Raw genomic sequence first — 17,234 nt, forward strand, 5'->3', positions numbered from 1 at the left:
CTGTAGTGCTTAGCAAAGCTGAAGTACGTACCTTGCTCAAAGCACCCAAATATCTCAAACACCGATTGATCCTGGGGATGCTGTATGGGTGTGGACTAAGGAGCTATGAACTCTGTGCCCTACGGCTCTGCGATGTAGACTTTGACCGACAGACTGTTTTTGTAAAAAAGCAGAAGGGCAAAGTAGACCGTTATGTGCCACTTAGCGAGCACTTGGCACGTGGACTTAAAAAATACATTGCAACGGAATCTCCAAAAACCTTCCTCTTCAACAGCCAGGTAACCGATGATGGCGCCCCCCGGCCCATAACCCCCACCGCAATACAATGGGTCATCAAAGAGAACCGAAGTAAAGTAAATACCCACAAGACTATTACCGCCCATTGCCTGCGTCACACTTACGCCACGCACTTGCTGGAGGCAGGACTCAATATTATGAGCCTGAAAGAACTTTTAGGACATGCCTTTATCGAGACAACGCTGGTATATTTACACGTTGCCAACACTGGGAGTTCACGCAAGTTTAGCCCCCTGGATACCCTTTTTCAATAATGCGCAGTCACCTTAAGGTGGCCGATGTGCTGGAGATGGAGCAGGATTATATCTCCTCACGGGCATTTACGAGCTGGCACAGGCGTACCCTTCATGCCATCCGTAAATGCCGCACCCCTGCTATGGGCGGACATATCGATAAGTGCGATTGCTGTGATAAACTCCACATCAGTTACAACAGTTGCAGGAACCGGCATTGCCCTACCTGTCAAGGCCATAAACGCGAACAGTGGATACAGGCACGGGAAAGTGAACTGCTCAATGTTCCTTATTTTCATGTAGTCTTCACACTCCCTTCGGAACTGAATGCGTTTGCTTTATCCCATCCCAAAATAATTTATGGGAGCTTGTTCAAAGCGGCCTGGTCCACCCTTAGACAGTTCGGGGAGAACCCCAAGCACCTGGGCGGGCAAATGGGCATGATAGCCATACTGCACACCTGGGGCCAAAACCTGAGCCTGCACCCGCACTTGCATTGTATTGTTCCTGGAGGTGCGGTAAAGAGGTCAGGCAAATGGAACCTGCAAGGAACAAGGGAAAATACCTGTTCAACGTGAAATCCATGGGGAAGGTATTCCGCGCAAAATATAGTGCACTGCTTCGAGAGCAAAAGATAGCCATACCACAGGAAATCTATGATAAGCTCTTTGCTAAAAACTGGGTAGTCTATGCAAAGCAGCAATTCCACACCCCAAAATATGTAGTAGAATATCTGGGCCGTTACACCCATAAGATCGCAATAAGCAATCACCGGATAAAACAAATAAACAACTCCCAAAGGAGGGTAACCTTCCAGATTAAGGACTACAGGAAAGCGGGCCAAAAAGGACAACTAATACTGGATACCCGTGAGTTCGTGCGCCGATTTGCACTGCACGTACTGCCCAAAGGTTTTACAAGGATAAGGCATTACGGCATCCTAAGCAGCAGTTGGAAAAAGCATAAACTACCGGCCCTACAAAATATCCTTGCAGGGGTGCCAGTAAAACCTGTCGAAAAAAAGCCTCCATTGCTCTTGGGCAAATGTCCAAGTTGCAAAAAGGGAAAACTAGTCACCGCTCTAACTTTCGATAAGCGTGGACCGCCAGATAAATGGAGAAAACTACTTTTATCCATTAATAGCTTTTAAAAACTGGCCTGCACCATGCGGGGCGGGAGAGTTATGTCCTAAAGCCAAGGATTTATTCAAAAAGGGACCGGAAAAGGAGGCTAATCGATACGTAACTAGATTTAAGTAACTAGAAAAATGTTGGAGCCTAAAAAACTCAACAAAAATTGTGGCTCATCTGCCCCAATAAAATTCCAGAATAATACAGGGTAAAAAGGTATTCCCCATAAAGGAGGAAACGGATCCGTCAACAAAATATTCAGCCCTGGCCTATCGGCGGGCCGAATACTTAGTTATTACCTGCTGGCTTTTCTTGCCTTAATGCAAAATGCACAAGAAAAGATTTATCAATCTGTTACTTGTGCATTTTAATTAATTTTTTTTGCTAGTATTTATTGCTTATTTATTTCCTAGCATAATTAGTGTAGCCACCGTCAACTAATAATTCTGTTCCAACAACAAAACTTGCTTCCTCCGAAGCTAAGAACAATACCGCTTTTGCAATTTCATCAGGATTCCCTACTCTTTTCAAAGCTGTTGCCGAAGCTACATAGTCTTTTGCTTCTTTAGTAGGAACCGCACTATCAAGAATTTTTGTTTGAACAGGGCCTGGACTCACGATATTTACCCTAATATTTCTGTCAGCCAATTCGTTAGCAGCAATTTGAGCAATCTTGCTCAGTGCACCTTTAGTGGCAGAATATACACTTGCTCCCAAATTGGCAGCTGTTGCCGAAGTTGAGGATGTAAATAGTATTGCTCCTCCATTTTTGATATTAGGAAGTAATTTTTGTAATGTAAAGAAGCTTCCTTTCACATTAGTGTTGAATTGGGCATCAAAATCAGCTTCCGTAACCTGTTCAATTGAGTTGAATACTGCTGTTCCAGCATTCAAAAAAAGGACGTCAATTTTAATTCCACTTTCAGTAACTACTTTTTCTAATACTGCGATACCTGCTAAACTTGAAGTATCTGAAACTACCGTATTCAATCGTTCGCTGTCTATTTTTACAGCTGCATTTTGGAGATTTTCAGCACTTCTTCCGGTGATCCATACATTTGCGCCTTTTTGTACAAAGGCTTTTGCTGTTGCGAAACCAATACCTGTACTTCCACCAGTAATTACTACGTTTTTATTTTCGAAATTCATTTTATAATTATTTATAATTTGGAGGCAAACTTAAAACAGTTTTATTTATTTTTGATATCAAGTAACAAAAAGTAACAGTAACCTTGGAGTAACATAGTAACTTATTATGGAGTGCGAAGAATTCAACCCATACGAATACAAAGAAGAAATGATGGCCGTTCAAGATACTATGGATGTGCTGCAGGGAAAGTGGAAAATAAAGGTTTTATCATCCATTTGCTTTTACGATAAAAGAAGATTTTCAGATATTCTGAATGATGTATATGGCATATCCAACAAAATGTTGAGTAAGGAATTAAAGGATCTTGAGGTAAATCAATTGATTACCCGTACAGTTTTAGATACGCATCCTGTAACCATACATTATCAACTTACAGAACACGGAAAGACATTAGGAACAATTATAGATAATTTGACAGAATGGGGTAAAAGGCACAGAAAAAAAATTATAGGAGGATAAACGCTCTTTACTTGTAGTTCTCACTCTTTTCTATCTGCCATTAGTTTACTTAACAATCTAAGCTTATGGCAAACTTTATTTTGGTCAAACTATTTCTGGCAAAAATTTTTTTTTCAGCTTGCAGGTAACGTCTCATTTGAAAAGTCGCGCTGAAAATAAGCTGTTACTTTTCGGGTTAAACACAAGCCTAATTTTTAAATTTTACTATTTCTTTTATTTATAGGCAATCGTCAAATTTAAAAATTTGGCGACTTGCCAAAAATGCCCAAGTTATCGTTTTAGCAATGACTTGCGCTATTTTTTATATACATTGTTACCTTCTGGCTTTTTACAAAACGTTAAAAGAAAAATACTTTATCCGTAGATGGTCGTTGCAGGTTATCAAAAATCATTTCCGTTTTGATGTCATTTGCAATTCCATCTAAATCAGGGAATAAGATGCTTTCACGAATCTCTAATTTATATAACTTTCTCTGAATTTCTATAGCCAATTCTTGATTAAAGGTGATTACCTGTAGACTTTCTTTAAATCCAGGATAATCGAATTCATCTTTTGGTCCAGGATGCGTAGAAAAAAGACCTGCTTGTCCAGAAATTCTATTAGTTAAAAAAGGTGTATAAAATACTCCTGCTCCGTATTCAAATGGACCTTTTCCTTCTGATTCAAATGTCGATGTATTCTTTTGTATTGTAAACATAAATTGCTCCTCCATTCTCATTAGGAAGTTTTAATTTTCCTCCAAAATTTATTTCTGGTTTTGTGGCAAAGTAAGCTGCAATTAACGGATTTGATGTCCAATCCAAAAGCCTTGTTGGTAATCCGTGATGTTGAGCAAGAGCTAGCCATTCCCATTCATTTTTAGGTTCAAATTTTAACTGACTTGTTGCTCTTAATTTAAATTTTCGAAGAATTTCTTTTTCGTATAAATTGAAATCTCCCTCAATGTTTTTGAGTCTTCCAATTGATGGAATTAATTTATGATTTAATCTGTCTTTTATTCCTCTGTAAACTGTATTTCCAATTGGAAAATTTCGATTAGATAATAAATTAACTAATTCTTCGAATGATTCTATTTTTTTAGTGTGATGAGTCATTTTTTTAGCTTGCAGGTAACGTATCGTATAAAAACAGGAGCTGGCGAGCTTGATTGTCCGTAAGACAATCCGCAAGTGAGCACCAAGTTTCGTTTCGAGACGGAATTAAGCATTGTTTTTATATGTTGTTGAACGAATCCTCCCTACCGGTCGGAAGCTTACTAAGCCAAAATACAACAATTCTTATATTTAAGATAAACTAAAATTTACCGTTATGTATAAAAAAAAGTAAAACGATAGTAGAGACCGCTATCGCAGAAGTTCCTGGCTTTGAAAACCTATGCTTACAACCTATGGATTATCTCCTAAAGAAGTCTTGCAGGGATTTAAAAATAAAGAGAAAGATTGACGTTATAATCTATATTTTTACAGTTCACGATTACTTAAACAAACCTATTCATGAAGGATTATAATGAATGAGCAATTAATACATTAGCCTAGAGACAAAAAAATAATTAGGCTATATTCACAACGATCCGTATTACCAAACTCACTCATTTAGCTATATCCATTTTGTTGTTAAATATTATATTGGATTTCTGGGAAATATTTCGACTTGCGTATTTTCTTCTTTTAGTATCTCCAACCTGCTTGGTCGTTTTGAACGGGCCATAGCTAATGAATTTTTATAAGCCGAATCATACTCCTTCCATTCCTCTAATTGCTTCTCTCCTTCGGAGGAAAGTACCCACTTCTTTTGCTTCTCATTATATTGGAGTTGGAATAGATGTTGCCTTATTAATTTGTCTCGATCCTTGATCAAGTGATAAATAATTTTACCGTCACTATAATTTCCATCAGGATAACTCATAGGAAATAAAGCAAAAAAAATATAATATAACGAAAAGTATAAAAATTGATATGTAAAAATACTAGAAGTAAGCATTTCATTTTTTATAGCATACATCAACAATAGAGCTATCATTATATTACAAATAGCCCCTCCAGAATAAATAAATAGGTTTCGCCATTTGCTTTTATCATCTATGTTTTCAAAATAACAATATCCATAATAAAAATAGTATTTTCGAAATTCGATATACTTAGAATTGAAAATTATATTTCCAGATCCTATAATAATCTTGATATTCTTGGCACCAAGAATTTTAGCTGCAATTACATGTCCGAATTCATGAAACACTGAAATTGCCGGCATAATTACAAAGAAAGCCAGACAGAGTTTCAATAAATCCAAAAATTCAATCATCACCTTTCATTTTTTCTTAGGTAAATCTATGATTCTAAAAATTTGATATAATCACAATTACACTATTGAACATGCAAATTTATTATCTAGAACATTCCGACTTTGATACAAAAAACAGAGAATGAACGAAATTGCTAATTTTGATTTTTTTTCACAATGATATAAGTCGCTATGATTAAGCTTCGTTTTATAAAAAAGTATTTTTATTAAAAATTGATTTTCTGGCGATTACTGGGCCAATGCCTTTGATGCTGGTAATGAGCTTATAATTATCCTTTAAATCAGAATCCTTCTGATCGATTTTTTCGATTTCCTTCTCTATCGCATCAATTTCCTTTTCCATATTCGTAATCGCTCTCTGACAAATTCTCTGGGCTACAATACTCTGGGAAGCACTGTGCTTTCTTGTTTTCTGTCCCAACAAAAGCGATGTTCTATTTTTTGACAACTGTTCCCGCAAACTATAAAGTTCTTTGAGTTCCTTGACCTACTCTGACTTTGGCTCTATCAAAGCGTAACTCTTCAGAAAACCTCTCACTGTATTTCTTAATAGGATATGCATCCTTAGAATCGCTCTTGCCTCTTTGCAACCCCAAACTATGGTTAATGTTGTATCCAGAGACCAATGCTATTTTGACTTGGAACGCATAGGTGAGACCAATAGGTCACCGCAGCCTCCTGCATGTTCAGCTACCAGGATGCAGTTATCTTCTACCTGTTTCAAAAAATAGCAGATACCTTTAAAGTCATTTTTAACAATTCTCTCTTTCTGTTCCCCTGCAAGAACATAGCTTACGTCAATTTTTCTTTGGAAAGGTCAATACCATATGCTTTCATAATAAGTGTTTTTAATGTTCCCTTTGAGCGGCTTAAATCGTTAGTGGGTTGTGCCCTTAATACTCTCTGGCTTAGGCTCAAATAACTTACCGTACTGAATATAAATAGTAGATTTATTCTATTCCGTTTCTAAAGCTAATGCAGTAAGTGGAACTGTTGATTTCAAGTTAGAACAGTATCTGTTCCAACAATATTATTTCATTCGGTAAGTAACGATGCCGTTTCCTTTCCGCTCCAAAATTTTGACTTCCGTTTGAGCCAGACTCAAATATTGCTTAATATAAAATTTCATTATCATGGAAACAAAAACAAAAAAAGCACCGCTAAATAAGGAGGTTCAAAAGAAATTAACCCAGGAAGCTATGGAAAAACAAAGAACTTCTGAGGCCAAAGCTAGCGGTATGTCGCAAGAAAAAGAAATAAGTTTCGATGAACGGATTCAAAAATTTGAAAGATTAAAAGGTTTAGCCACGCAACGTGAGCGCTTAACACAAACCTTAACCGAACTTACTAAATTCAACTACAATCAGGATGGTTCAAGCAGCTTTTTGATTAGAGATGCTCATCATTTAGAATTTAAAACCACTAATTCCAATTTGATCAAGTTAGTGACCTCGCATTTACAATCCACCCTGGAAAAGCGTAAGGTCGAAATCGAACAACAAATTGTTCAATTCGAACTCTAATATCAAAAGTAGTATAGCATCAGAAAGCCTGCTCGTGAGAGCGGGTTTTCTTTTTTAACCTGCTGTATTTTAGGAAAAAAGTTCACTGTAGAAAATCTTGGACAGAAAACTTTTATAGTATAGAATAATCATATATAAGTAAGAGATGGCATATCTACATAACATACTTGGCTTATCTCTGCTTCATCAAATTTCCATTCTTGCATTTAGTTTCCCTTCCTGAAGCTTACCGATTCTTCATTTTAGGTTTTTGATTCCCTACCACCCCGTACACTTATTCTTTTTTTGGTCGCAAAACACCAACATTTTGGAATTGAACCGCACTGCATAAGCCGCTCCCCTACTCGCTTTTATAAGTCCTTATCAATCCAAAATATTGAAATCGTGTAAGCATCAAAAAAAGATAACAGCTATACGGCGCTATGGGAAGTAAATCAAAACAGTTTAATATGAAATCATCAATAACATATCGATCCGGAAGGGAAACTAAAAAAATCAAAAAAAGCTTGCCTGCCGCGGCAGGAAAAACGCTACCGGATATAATAAGTAAATCAATTTTGTTAATCAATGTGTAACCGTCTGTCTTTAAAGGCAGACCTCTAAAACTTTTAATTATGAGTAATCTAAGAAACAAAGTACAGTTAATCGGAAACGTAGGTCAAGAACCTAGCACCACCAACCTTGATAACGGCAAAAAAGTAGCCCGCTTATCATTGGCGACCAATGAGAACTACAAAAACAATAAAGGCGAAAAGGTACAGGCGACCTCCTGGCATACCGTGGTGGCTTGGGGAAAGACTGCTGAAATCATTGAAAATTATGTAAGCAAAGGCAAAGAAATTGCCGTAGAGGGAAAATTAACTTCTCGTTCCTATGAGGATAAAGAAGGGGTAAAAAGATATGTTACCGAAGTGCTAGCTTCTGAAATCCTACTATTAGGTGGTAACGATTAAAAATGGTAAACAAGGAGCGAAAATCCTTTCGCTTCCTTGTTTTTTTTTGAGATGATCTTAGCCTAAAGTTTAGGCCTTATAAATCTAGTGAAAATTGAATTAAAAAGGGGCGTAACCGAATAGAATTAACACCCCCTAATTTAAACCTTATTATTATGAAAGTTAATCAAATAAAATTATGCTACAAAGAACGCATCAATATTTCTAAATGTCCAAAAATCTGTTGTTCTCAGGATGCTGCCAACCTGTATTATCAAAATTGGGATAAAAACGAAATTCAGTTACAGGAATGTTTTAAAGTAATGTTACTGAATAATTCCAATATCGTAAAAGGGATTTGTCAGATTTCTTCTGGAGGAATTACCACGACCTTAGTAGATTTACGAATTATGTTCGCGCTAATCCTTAAAAGCTTATCCACGGCCATCATTGTTTGCCACAATCATCCCTCTGGGAAATTAGAGGCCAGTCATCATGATAAAAACCTGACCTCAAAGATTCAGAAAGCCTGTGATTTTCTAGATATTAAATTACTCGATCATATCATTATGACTGGAGAAGGTAATTATCTGAGTTTTGCCGATGAAGGTCTCCTTTAAGATTGGCATCATGATCTATTTGAATTATACCAACCTTGATAAGCAAACACAGGAACGTTTGCTTTCGATGTCTAAAAAAGAAGTTGAAAATCTCTTCGGAAACCAATTAAAGAACTATGCCCAACAACAGGATGTCAATTACGATACCTTGTTGGAAGAGGAAGCCATACGAAATCTATACAATTATGATTTTGTATTCAATATGTGACCACTAAACAACACCAAACAAGCCCTTATTAAATGAGGGCTTTTTCTTTTGCCTATTTCGTTTAAATCGTATCTTTAGATTATTGATTAATAACACTTTGGTCATTACTTTTTTTGATTTGACTTTCCTTAAATGACCAATCCATAAACTAATAAAGGCATTCTCACCAATCCCTATAGCTATCGGGATTGGTGAGAATGTCTGGAAATTTGGGTCCCTGCGGGACGGAAATTGGAAGAGCAAGAGGGTGACACGCAAAGCGGTGTCTCGGCTGTCAATTTCTATGTAAACCACTAAAAATCAGATATTTAAATATATTTTATTTATACTGATTTTCAGGACTTTGCAGCAAAACCTCTGGAACCCATTGTAAACAGGCATTTTTTTGCAGCAAAAATGAAGAAATTTTCAACATACGGCTTTTCAGGGATCAATATCAAGAAAGATATTGCCGAGCGTTTTAGGGCATTTTCCAAGGACATTTCCAAATCGCATTCGGAAACCCTCGAGGCAATGTTGAACTTCTTCAAATGGAATAATCTTGACCCTAATGATAATCTTGGCGTACAAACGGATGCAACAAAAAAAAGGATTAATGCCCTGATTGCTATTGTACGGAATATTGAAAAGCAACAGACCCTGCCGACCAAGGCGATGCTGGACACGCTATTTCAGGAAATAAACAAGGTAGACCAGGAAGAAAAAGAAGCGGAACAGTTTGATTTTGGAACACCGGAACCTCTTTCGAGGGATAGCGAATTGGAGCATTACAAAAAACGCTATGACCAGATGCAACAAGAACTGAGCACCTACCGAAATAACACGAAAAACCTACTGGAACATTTAACCTATGTGAAGGGAACTTTTGGGAAGGGATATTATAAGCTGAATATGAATACAGAAGAATTAGAAGAACTTCAAGAAGAACTCGACAATGTACATCACCATCACCGCTCAGAAAGTGCAGGGTAATTATGCGCAAAGTGCTGCCGATTTTGTAGATTACCTGGAAAAGGAAAATGAAGGCAAACCGCTTCCCGAACTGGAGCATTTTTTTGATCAGCAGCACGATGAAATAACTGCCGAAGAAGTCATCCGGGAAATTGATGACAATACGGCCAAACTTAAAAATAAAGAACCCAAGTTCTATTCGATTACCCTAAATCCAAGCGGTCGGGAACTTAAAAGTATTCAGGATTCCCCGGAAGCCCTCAAACGCTATACCCGGGAAGCAATGAAGGAATACGCCAGGTCTTTTCACCGGGAAATCGATGGTCGCCCAGTGGCTATTACGGATATTAAATATTACGCCAAGGTAGAACGCCAGCGCACCTTTAAGGGGACCGATAAGCAGGTTCGGGAAAATCAGCCCTATGCAACGAGGATTTTGGCATTGAAAAATGATATCCGAAGTATCAACCGGGGGGAGCGTGTTGGGAATATTAAGACACTTCAAAGGGAAATCCAACGGCTGGAAGCAGCAGCCCCCCATCAATTGAACGGAAAACGGATCGTGCAGGGAATGGCCAAGCCGGGACCGCAAAGCCACATCCATATCATTGTGAGCCGAAAGGATGCGTCCAACCGCTACAGCCTTTCCCCGGGAAGTAAGCACAAAGCCTCGGAAGTAGAAATGCACGGCAAGATGGTTAGACGAGGTTTTGACCGTAATGCTTTTATCAAAAATTCAGAGAAAACCTTTGATCAACTATTCCGTTATAAACGAAATTATGTGGAAAGCTATACTGCCCGAAAAACGTTTCTTAAAGATCCGAAATTGTATTTTGCTAACATCACCAAGCTCCCGGCCAATGAAAAGGCAATGGCGTTTAAATTATTACAACAATCAGGAGTGAATACAGCGGTATTAAATATCCCTACAAATAAATTTCAGCTGGCTACAAAAGCCCTGAATCAATTGAAAAAAGGGGTAGGCAAGGCTATTGAATCAGGATCGATCGGGATATGAACTGGCAATGGGAACATATTACCCTCTATATCATCGTCCCGGCTTTGTTCCTGGGTGCGGTGGTATACGGACTGTTTTTCGCGGAACGCAAAGCGCCAGGGGATAAAAAATACCATGTGCGTTTTCAGTTGAGTAATGGACATTTTAAAGCGGATAATATCCGCCGGGGTGCCTCAATCATAGGATCAGCGGGAAGTGGAAAAACCGAAAGTGTGATCTATAACTTCTTGCAGCATTTTAGCCAAAATGATTTTTGTGGGGTGATCCACGATTATAAAGATTTTGAACTCACAGAAATGGCCTATCCCCTATTCAAAAATAAAAACTTGAACTTCTATACCATCGCTTTTGATCAGATCCATTACCGGGTCAATCCCATTGCCCCAAAATACCTGCCCAATGAGGAAAGTGTGAATGAGGTTTCCCGGGTATTGATGGAAAACCTGTTGGAACAAAACCTATCGGCAAATACCGGTAGTAATAAGTTTTTTTCGGATGCCGTGGAAGGATTATTGAGTGGGATGATCTGGAAGATGAAAACCGCTTATCCTGATTGCTGCACCCTGCCCCACATTATTGCCCTGTTTCAAGTGGTCAGTACTAAAAAGCTGGTCGCCTTTTTACAATCAGATCTTACGGCGCGCAGTATGGCCAGCGCGTTTATCAATGGGATCGAATCAGAAAAACAGACCGCCGGAGTGAAAAGTACCCTCGCCAATGCCTTTAAAAAGATCAGCTCACAAAAACTGTTCTATGTCCTTTGCAAAGATGAAGTGCCACTGGATATCAACCACCCGGAACATCCGGCGATAGTCGCTTTGGTCAACCATCCAAAATACGATGGGGCTTATTCCCCCGTCATTGCAATGATAATTCATACCATTATCAAACAGATGAGTATCCGGGAACGTAAAGCTTCTTTTTTACTCCTGGAAGAAGCACCGACCCTAAAACTTCCCAATATGCACCGGATCCCGGCTACGCTGCGCAGTTATGATATCAGTACCGTTTACGTGATGCAGGACAAGGTTCAGAACGATCTGCTATACGGGGATAAAGCGAGTAAGGCGATTTTGAGCAACCTGTCCTACCAATTTTTTGGAAAGGTGAATGATCCCGATACGGCCAAATATCATGAACGCTTTTTTGAGATCATCAAAACCCCTACCAAGAGCGTCAGTAAAAGCAGTGGTTTTAGTTACGAAAGCAGGATTACCAAAGGGGAAAAAGAAGTATCCAAACGGAGGGCTGATGCGTTTTTTCGATTGAAACAAGGGGAATTTGTGGCCTTTGCCGATGGGAAGGATAAAAAGGTACGGTTTAAACTTCAAGATATTCAAAGGGAAATGCCCATTTCTAAGGCGAACATTACCCAAGAAGATTTACTGTTCCATCAACAACAGGTTTATACAGATATCTACAAAATTATATAAGGAATCAAATGAAAGAATATTCTTGTGAGTATAGATCTTTTTAATCATAAATTGCTATCAAAAAACGCTAAAACTATGAGTTATTTTATTGTTGGTCATTCAACCCTATTATTCGTTATCAATTGCCTGTTTATAAAAAATTGTTTTTCATACATTTATATGCACAAAAGGATATAAACTAAAAATTCCTTAAACTTATTCATGTCACTATATTTATAGATATTCATGGAGGTGAGTAAAGTATGCAATGATTCTATTTCATTCCTAATAACTTAAAAAGTTCTCTCCTGAACAATAACTGGTTAGCAAAAAATTGATTGAAACAAAAACTTTTTTGAAGCTCCCATAACCAATGGATCAGAGCATTTGAAGAAGAATTATCTGGTGGAGAAACTGTAGTTTCTTTTTGTTCTTTATGATACTTTTCAGCCATAAATATATCTTCCCTACCTTCTACATTATGAAAGCATAATCCCCCTTTTTTGCTATAAAATTCGGCTTTAATTAACGCTTCTTCACCTATGGGCATATTCCAACAGGCCATCAATTTTATAAGACATCCTTCAATTGTCAGTATTTCAATACTTGCAAGATCTTCAGCACGTTCCTCTCCATTTTTTAAAAAACTACCCTGAGAAAAATTTTTAAAATCAATAGTATCAATAGCGGGATATCCTACAGCATATAATCCTACTTCCAATAAATCGATGCACATATGAGAGATAACCCCAGTGCCTCGAACTTTATTTTTATAGAACCACTGATCGTCAGGCCCATCGCTTTTATAGCACTTCAGATCGATAAACCTTACCTTTCCTACTTCCTCATTCTTTAAACGTTCGTATATATCCTGAAAAGCTCGACTATATCGATAGGGAGAATTGCAAAAAATCAATCGATTTTTTAACCTTGCCATTTCAATAATTTGATTAGCTAATTCACTATCTCTTAAAATGGGCCTGAACTGGAAGATAGGCAAATGATGTTCAAGAGCTTTTTTGGTATACGCGGCCAACTCTGTTTCTCTAGGAAAATATCCCATAATAATACCGTCCAGATTTTCTTTCCATAGTTTCTTATCTGTGGCTAGAGATCTAGTAGTGCAAAACAGCGTGGCCAATTCAGCATTCCAGTAAGATTTTGTATGTACAAAAATAGCTCGAATTGGTCTTCCTATAGCTTCTTGTAGATCAAGAAAATACTTGGAATTTATGGTATTATAGGGGTCTATTATCCCCAAGGATATTTCACGGGAATTTTTACACAAAATACAATTAAATTTAAAACAGTGTTTTTTATAAATTCAAAAGTAAATGGTGAAGAGAGGATCTAGAACTTACTGCGCCATTGTATGCCAATATTATTAGAAATATAAGGGATTTTATTATTTTCATTCTGAGAAAAAGAAATATTCAAAACATAAAGCAATATTTGTCCCATATACTAAATGGGCTAATATTAAATGAAAGAAAAAACCTTTAAAATAAATATTGGGAATAGGAAAATCCTTAAATAATAAACATGCCCAACCGGCGACACCCGCTACCGATAAAATAAAACCGTAAAAAACCCCATTCGCCAATACATGGTTGAAATCGCAATATTGAATCCCCTGGTAAAATAGATAACTAAAGACTAATCCTATGAGATAATGCAGAATCCATCCTATTAATTTTTGCTCGCCCAATGTTCTCAAGAATGAAAATCTGGAAGTAACTAATATGTGGTTCAGAAGATCAGGTTCCTTGAATTGGTAATTTGTTATAAAGGCATATATATAACTAAAAATAGTCATCAGTGTTGTCCCAATGATACCAAATAATACTATATATATTGTTATGATCATAAGAACATAATTTTTTATTTCTCAGATAGACTTTTAAATTATATTGAAGAAACCACCTCCCTAAACTGTTTATTGTGAACTCAAAATAAAGGGAGGTGGCTATAATTCCGGTTTCAAGACCGTAATCCCAACTTTCTAAAATGACGCTAGCCCAATATCTAACGCTAAAGATTATTATTACTAATAATAACCTCCCAAAAACTACAATTCAGACAAGATTGATTTCAATTCAAACTGATGCCTAAGCAGTACATTTCTGAACGATGGTTCTGAAATTTTACGGAGCATATCATTTACAAAAGTAAGATTTGAATTTTCCTTCTCTATAAAATTAAAATCAATGTTTAGACTATTTTCCTTAGCTTTTATAACGGTTAAGTTTCGAAAAACTTCTTTTTTGAGTCTTATAAAATACTTTTCAATTTTCCATAATCGTATTAAACTATAATACTCCTGAAAGATTTCAAAAACCAATAATATAAATTTACTCTTGGATTCAAGAAACCGTAATAAAAGTCGCTTACGGTACCTATCCATACTCTTCCTGTAACAAAACAAATAGGTATTATATTGCAAAGACATTTTTTACTTCTTGTAGTAAAAGAAGAAAAATATTCTTTTTGCTGGCCGAATTTTGATACATACTCTGAATGGAAATTTGATTACTTACGAATTTATAAGGACAGGATGAATCATGTGGCGCATTCATCATTTTTAGAACGTTCTTAACATTTCATAATTTTTCATTAACAATTCCTCTGTATTGTAGATGAAAAGCAAATCTTATCGTTTTTAGAGGTTAAGAATAATATAGACTTTCATTCTAAGAAAATATCCAATGCAAAAAAACACCTACTTTTAACCCATCTAATAAAACTTTTAAAAAAGATTTTTTAGTATTTAATTAAGATTTGTTCGCGAAAGATGATGTATAAAAGATAAATCCCTAATAGTGTATCAGGACAAACGATTCAGCTTACGGAATTCCATCGGGGACAACTCATATTTCTCTTTAAAAATTCTGGAAAAATAGCTATAGCTCTTTATGCCTATTCTATTTGAAATTTCACTAATGCTAAGATCGGTATTAAGCAATAACGTTTTCATCATTTTCAATCTTGTCTGCTTCAAATAAGTATGAACACTTGTATCAAATAAAACCTGGAAACCATATTGAAGCTTATTTTTATTTAAGCCTGCATAGCGACTTAATTCTTCCAGATCAGGTCCCTTTGATATATGATCTTCGATATAATTAGCCGCCTTTCTAATAGACCTCACTTCATAATGCGTCAAAATTCGTTGCTCCGTTTCTGTTTTCAGTTCATCTTCATATTTCTCTAATTCATAAGTAAGCATTTTCATTGTTAAGGCTTCAAGAAAAATCCTACGGATAAAATTATTTCGCTTAAATTCCTGGATCTCCCGAAATAAATCTGCTATTTTAAGAGAATAAAAACCCTTATGATAAAATTCTTTCTGGGCTTTCACATCCAAAAAAACCTCCTTCAATTTATATCCTATACCTTCTAACTCACAATTAATCTTATCAATAAAATTTTCCCGGTCAATTTCAATACTGATCATAGAAAGTTGTTCTTCTTCTGAAAATTGTAAAATATGCCCTTTATCTTGGACATTTGCCACAATTCCATGTTGATACTGCTCTATAGAGTGTTTTTCTTTATTGCCTTCAAATCGATGCACCATATTTCCTTTTAACATATAAAGAAATTTAAGCGGATGAATCTTATCTACTACAAATTGTATTTCTGTTTTCGCTTTGAAAACACAATCATAATGAATAAATCCAAAACCATTCTTAAAATTAATCCCAGAAATACTTCCTTCCCCCAAGGCTTCTGGAATATCTAAACGAACCTGCTTACAATTCTCTGAAACCGGCTGTGAAATGGCTCTTCCTATATCCTTTATTACTTCGTCTATTGGTATGGAATTAACTTCAATTATATTCATGCCAGTGTTGTTTTTTCTATAATCTTTTTCTCTCTTTGTTTTCGATATTCTGATGGTGTTATCTGATAAAACTCTTTAAACAATCTACTAAAATAACTTGGACTGGCAATTCCTATTTCATGAGAAATCTGGGATAAACTCAAGTGATTTTCACCAAGTAACACCCTGGCCTTATTCATCTTAGCAGACCTTATATATCCATTCACACTTTGACCGTACAATTCTTGAAATCCTTGTTGCAACTTATTCCTATTCAAGCCAACCTCACGGCTAATCCAATCAATTCTACTAACTTTTTCAATATTTTTATGGATATATTCAGCAGCCTTTTTCACCTGTTTCACATCGGTGGGATGAATAAGCTTTAATCGATAATTAAAATCTTTATTATACTGTTGCAGATGAAGAAAAATTAGTTCATGGATATTCAACTCCAATTTTAAATAATCCAGAAAATTAAGAGTACTTAAATCATTTATTTCTTTGAAAATATCGGCTATCTTAAGATTATAATGTCCTAAATGAAGTTTTTGTTGGGAAGGAATTTCCTTAAAAATTAATTGTAAGCTATCTTCTAAGCTCGTGACGTTATAGGTTCTATTTTCCAAAAATTGCTTTTTTGGAATGTTTATCAAATAAAAATTGTAAAGAATACCGCTTTTTAGGGAAATTTTCGAGATAAGACGTGAGGACGTCATTGTAATTGCATGCTGAAATTGTTCAAAAATAACCCATTCCGAGTCATTAGAAAATTGGTACAGAAAGGGATGTCCCAAATTATAAACAAATTGAAGGGAATTTTGATGGTTAAATTCTAATTCTAAGGTAATAGTACGGGACAATTCTCCTTCTAAAAAGACGAAAGAAATATCTCTATCCAATGCTACCCCAATGATTTTTCCTTTTCCTTCTTCTGCAGGGAGATTCTTTTTAAAAACACGCCGGTTATTTCCAGCGTAATTTTCTATTGGTGAATGAAAATTCTTTAAAATATGCCTAATCGGAAATGGTCGAATTCTTATTGCCTTCAAATGTTCTTTCAATTTTAAAGACCGAAAATATTGTATTACATATCGGTATGAACGGTAGAAAGCAAATTTTAATCAGTTTTACTATTATTTATGTCATTTTTATTAATTCAATCATACTGCGTTG

17 protein-coding genes and 1 pseudogene are annotated in these 17,234 nt (G+C 36.2%); 10 read left to right on the forward strand and 8 right to left on the reverse strand.

Going from position 1 to position 17,234, the window contains the following annotated elements:
• Positions 1-5 precede the first annotated feature (5 nt).
• Positions 6-551: a tyrosine-type recombinase/integrase gene (locus PBT91_RS09780; RefSeq protein ID WP_270061433.1), complete on the forward strand. Its 546-nt coding sequence runs from the start codon at positions 6-8 to the stop codon at positions 549-551.
• A pseudogene (locus PBT91_RS09785) lies at positions 551-1,680 on the forward strand (IS91 family transposase). The gene PBT91_RS09780 and the pseudogene PBT91_RS09785 overlap by 1 nt, the downstream one beginning before the upstream one ends.
• A 382-nt stretch (positions 1,681-2,062) precedes the next feature.
• Here the strand turns inward: PBT91_RS09785 and PBT91_RS09790 are convergent.
• On the reverse strand, positions 2,063-2,809 hold the full coding sequence (locus tag PBT91_RS09790; RefSeq protein WP_270058295.1) for an SDR family oxidoreductase: 747 nt from the start codon (positions 2,807-2,809) through the stop codon (positions 2,063-2,065).
• Between the two features lie 106 nt (positions 2,810-2,915).
• On the opposite strand from PBT91_RS09790, the gene PBT91_RS09795 reads away from it, so the two are divergent.
• Positions 2,916-3,269 carry a winged helix-turn-helix transcriptional regulator gene (locus tag PBT91_RS09795; protein ID WP_270058296.1) on the forward strand — a complete coding sequence of 118 codons (354 nt, stop codon included), beginning with the start codon at positions 2,916-2,918 and terminating at the stop codon, positions 3,267-3,269.
• A gap of 338 nt (positions 3,270-3,607) precedes the next feature.
• Here the strand turns inward: PBT91_RS09795 and PBT91_RS09800 are convergent, their stop codons facing one another.
• The 4 genes from PBT91_RS09800 to PBT91_RS09815 form a co-directional block, all read right to left on the reverse strand.
• Positions 3,608-3,967: a hypothetical protein gene (locus PBT91_RS09800; protein ID WP_270058297.1), complete on the reverse strand. Its 360-nt coding sequence runs from the start codon at positions 3,965-3,967 to the stop codon at positions 3,608-3,610.
• Entirely contained in the window at positions 3,933-4,364 is a 432-nt protein-coding gene (locus PBT91_RS09805) for an FRG domain-containing protein (RefSeq protein WP_270058298.1), read from the reverse strand. The genes PBT91_RS09800 and PBT91_RS09805 overlap by 35 nt, the downstream gene beginning before the upstream one ends.
• A gap of 526 nt (positions 4,365-4,890) precedes the next feature.
• A complete protein-coding gene (locus PBT91_RS09810; protein WP_270058299.1) occupies positions 4,891-5,571 on the reverse strand; it encodes a site-2 protease family protein in 681 nt (226 codons plus the stop codon).
• 187 nt (positions 5,572-5,758) lie between these two features.
• Positions 5,759-5,914: a hypothetical protein gene (locus PBT91_RS09815; protein ID WP_270058300.1), complete on the reverse strand. Its 156-nt coding sequence runs from the start codon at positions 5,912-5,914 to the stop codon at positions 5,759-5,761.
• A 790-nt stretch (positions 5,915-6,704) separates the two neighbouring features.
• On the opposite strand from PBT91_RS09815, the gene PBT91_RS09820 reads away from it, so the two are divergent.
• From PBT91_RS09820 to PBT91_RS09850, 7 genes are all read left to right on the forward strand, one after another.
• Positions 6,705-7,094, forward strand: coding sequence for a hypothetical protein (locus PBT91_RS09820; protein WP_270058301.1), 390 nt, complete (start codon positions 6,705-6,707; stop codon positions 7,092-7,094).
• A 614-nt stretch (positions 7,095-7,708) separates the two neighbouring features.
• The gene (locus tag PBT91_RS09825) at positions 7,709-8,047 is read left to right on the forward strand and encodes a single-stranded DNA-binding protein (RefSeq protein ID WP_270058302.1); all 339 of its coding nucleotides are present in this window, start codon (positions 7,709-7,711) and stop codon (positions 8,045-8,047) included.
• A 155-nt stretch (positions 8,048-8,202) separates the two neighbouring features.
• Positions 8,203-8,646: a JAB domain-containing protein gene (locus tag PBT91_RS09830; RefSeq protein ID WP_270058303.1), complete on the forward strand. Its 444-nt coding sequence runs from the start codon at positions 8,203-8,205 to the stop codon at positions 8,644-8,646.
• Between the two features lie 10 nt (positions 8,647-8,656).
• The gene (locus PBT91_RS09835) at positions 8,657-8,854 is read left to right on the forward strand and encodes a hypothetical protein (protein WP_270058304.1); all 198 of its coding nucleotides are present in this window, start codon (positions 8,657-8,659) and stop codon (positions 8,852-8,854) included.
• Between the two features lie 396 nt (positions 8,855-9,250).
• A complete protein-coding gene (locus PBT91_RS09840; RefSeq protein ID WP_270058305.1) occupies positions 9,251-9,826 on the forward strand; it encodes a BfmA/BtgA family mobilization protein in 576 nt (191 codons plus the stop codon).
• Positions 9,789-10,823: a MobB family relaxase gene (gene mobB, locus PBT91_RS09845; protein WP_270058306.1), complete on the forward strand. Its 1,035-nt coding sequence runs from the start codon at positions 9,789-9,791 to the stop codon at positions 10,821-10,823. Before PBT91_RS09840 ends, mobB begins: the two co-directional genes overlap by 38 nt.
• Entirely contained in the window at positions 10,820-12,256 is a 1,437-nt protein-coding gene (locus tag PBT91_RS09850; RefSeq protein WP_270058307.1) for a type IV secretory system conjugative DNA transfer family protein, read from the forward strand. Before mobB ends, PBT91_RS09850 begins: the two co-directional genes overlap by 4 nt.
• Positions 12,257-12,509: 253 nt before the next feature.
• Here PBT91_RS09850 and PBT91_RS09855 read toward each other — a convergent pair whose 3' ends face one another.
• From PBT91_RS09855 to PBT91_RS09865, 3 genes are all read right to left on the reverse strand, one after another.
• Positions 12,510-13,523 carry a hypothetical protein gene (locus PBT91_RS09855; RefSeq protein WP_270058308.1) on the reverse strand — a complete coding sequence of 338 codons (1,014 nt, stop codon included), beginning with the start codon at positions 13,521-13,523 and terminating at the stop codon, positions 12,510-12,512.
• A gap of 1,536 nt (positions 13,524-15,059) precedes the next feature.
• Positions 15,060-16,079 (reverse strand): helix-turn-helix domain-containing protein, encoded by a 1,020-nt coding sequence (locus PBT91_RS09860; RefSeq protein WP_270058309.1) that lies wholly within the window; start codon positions 16,077-16,079, stop codon positions 15,060-15,062.
• Entirely contained in the window at positions 16,076-17,122 is a 1,047-nt protein-coding gene (locus PBT91_RS09865; RefSeq protein ID WP_270058310.1) for a helix-turn-helix transcriptional regulator, read from the reverse strand. The genes PBT91_RS09860 and PBT91_RS09865 overlap by 4 nt, the downstream gene beginning before the upstream one ends.
• Positions 17,123-17,234 lie beyond the last annotated feature (112 nt).

The sequence above is a fragment of the Zunongwangia sp. HGR-M22 genome (assembly GCF_027594425.1).
In the GTDB taxonomy this organism is placed as follows: Bacteria; Bacteroidota; Bacteroidia; order Flavobacteriales; family Flavobacteriaceae; genus Zunongwangia.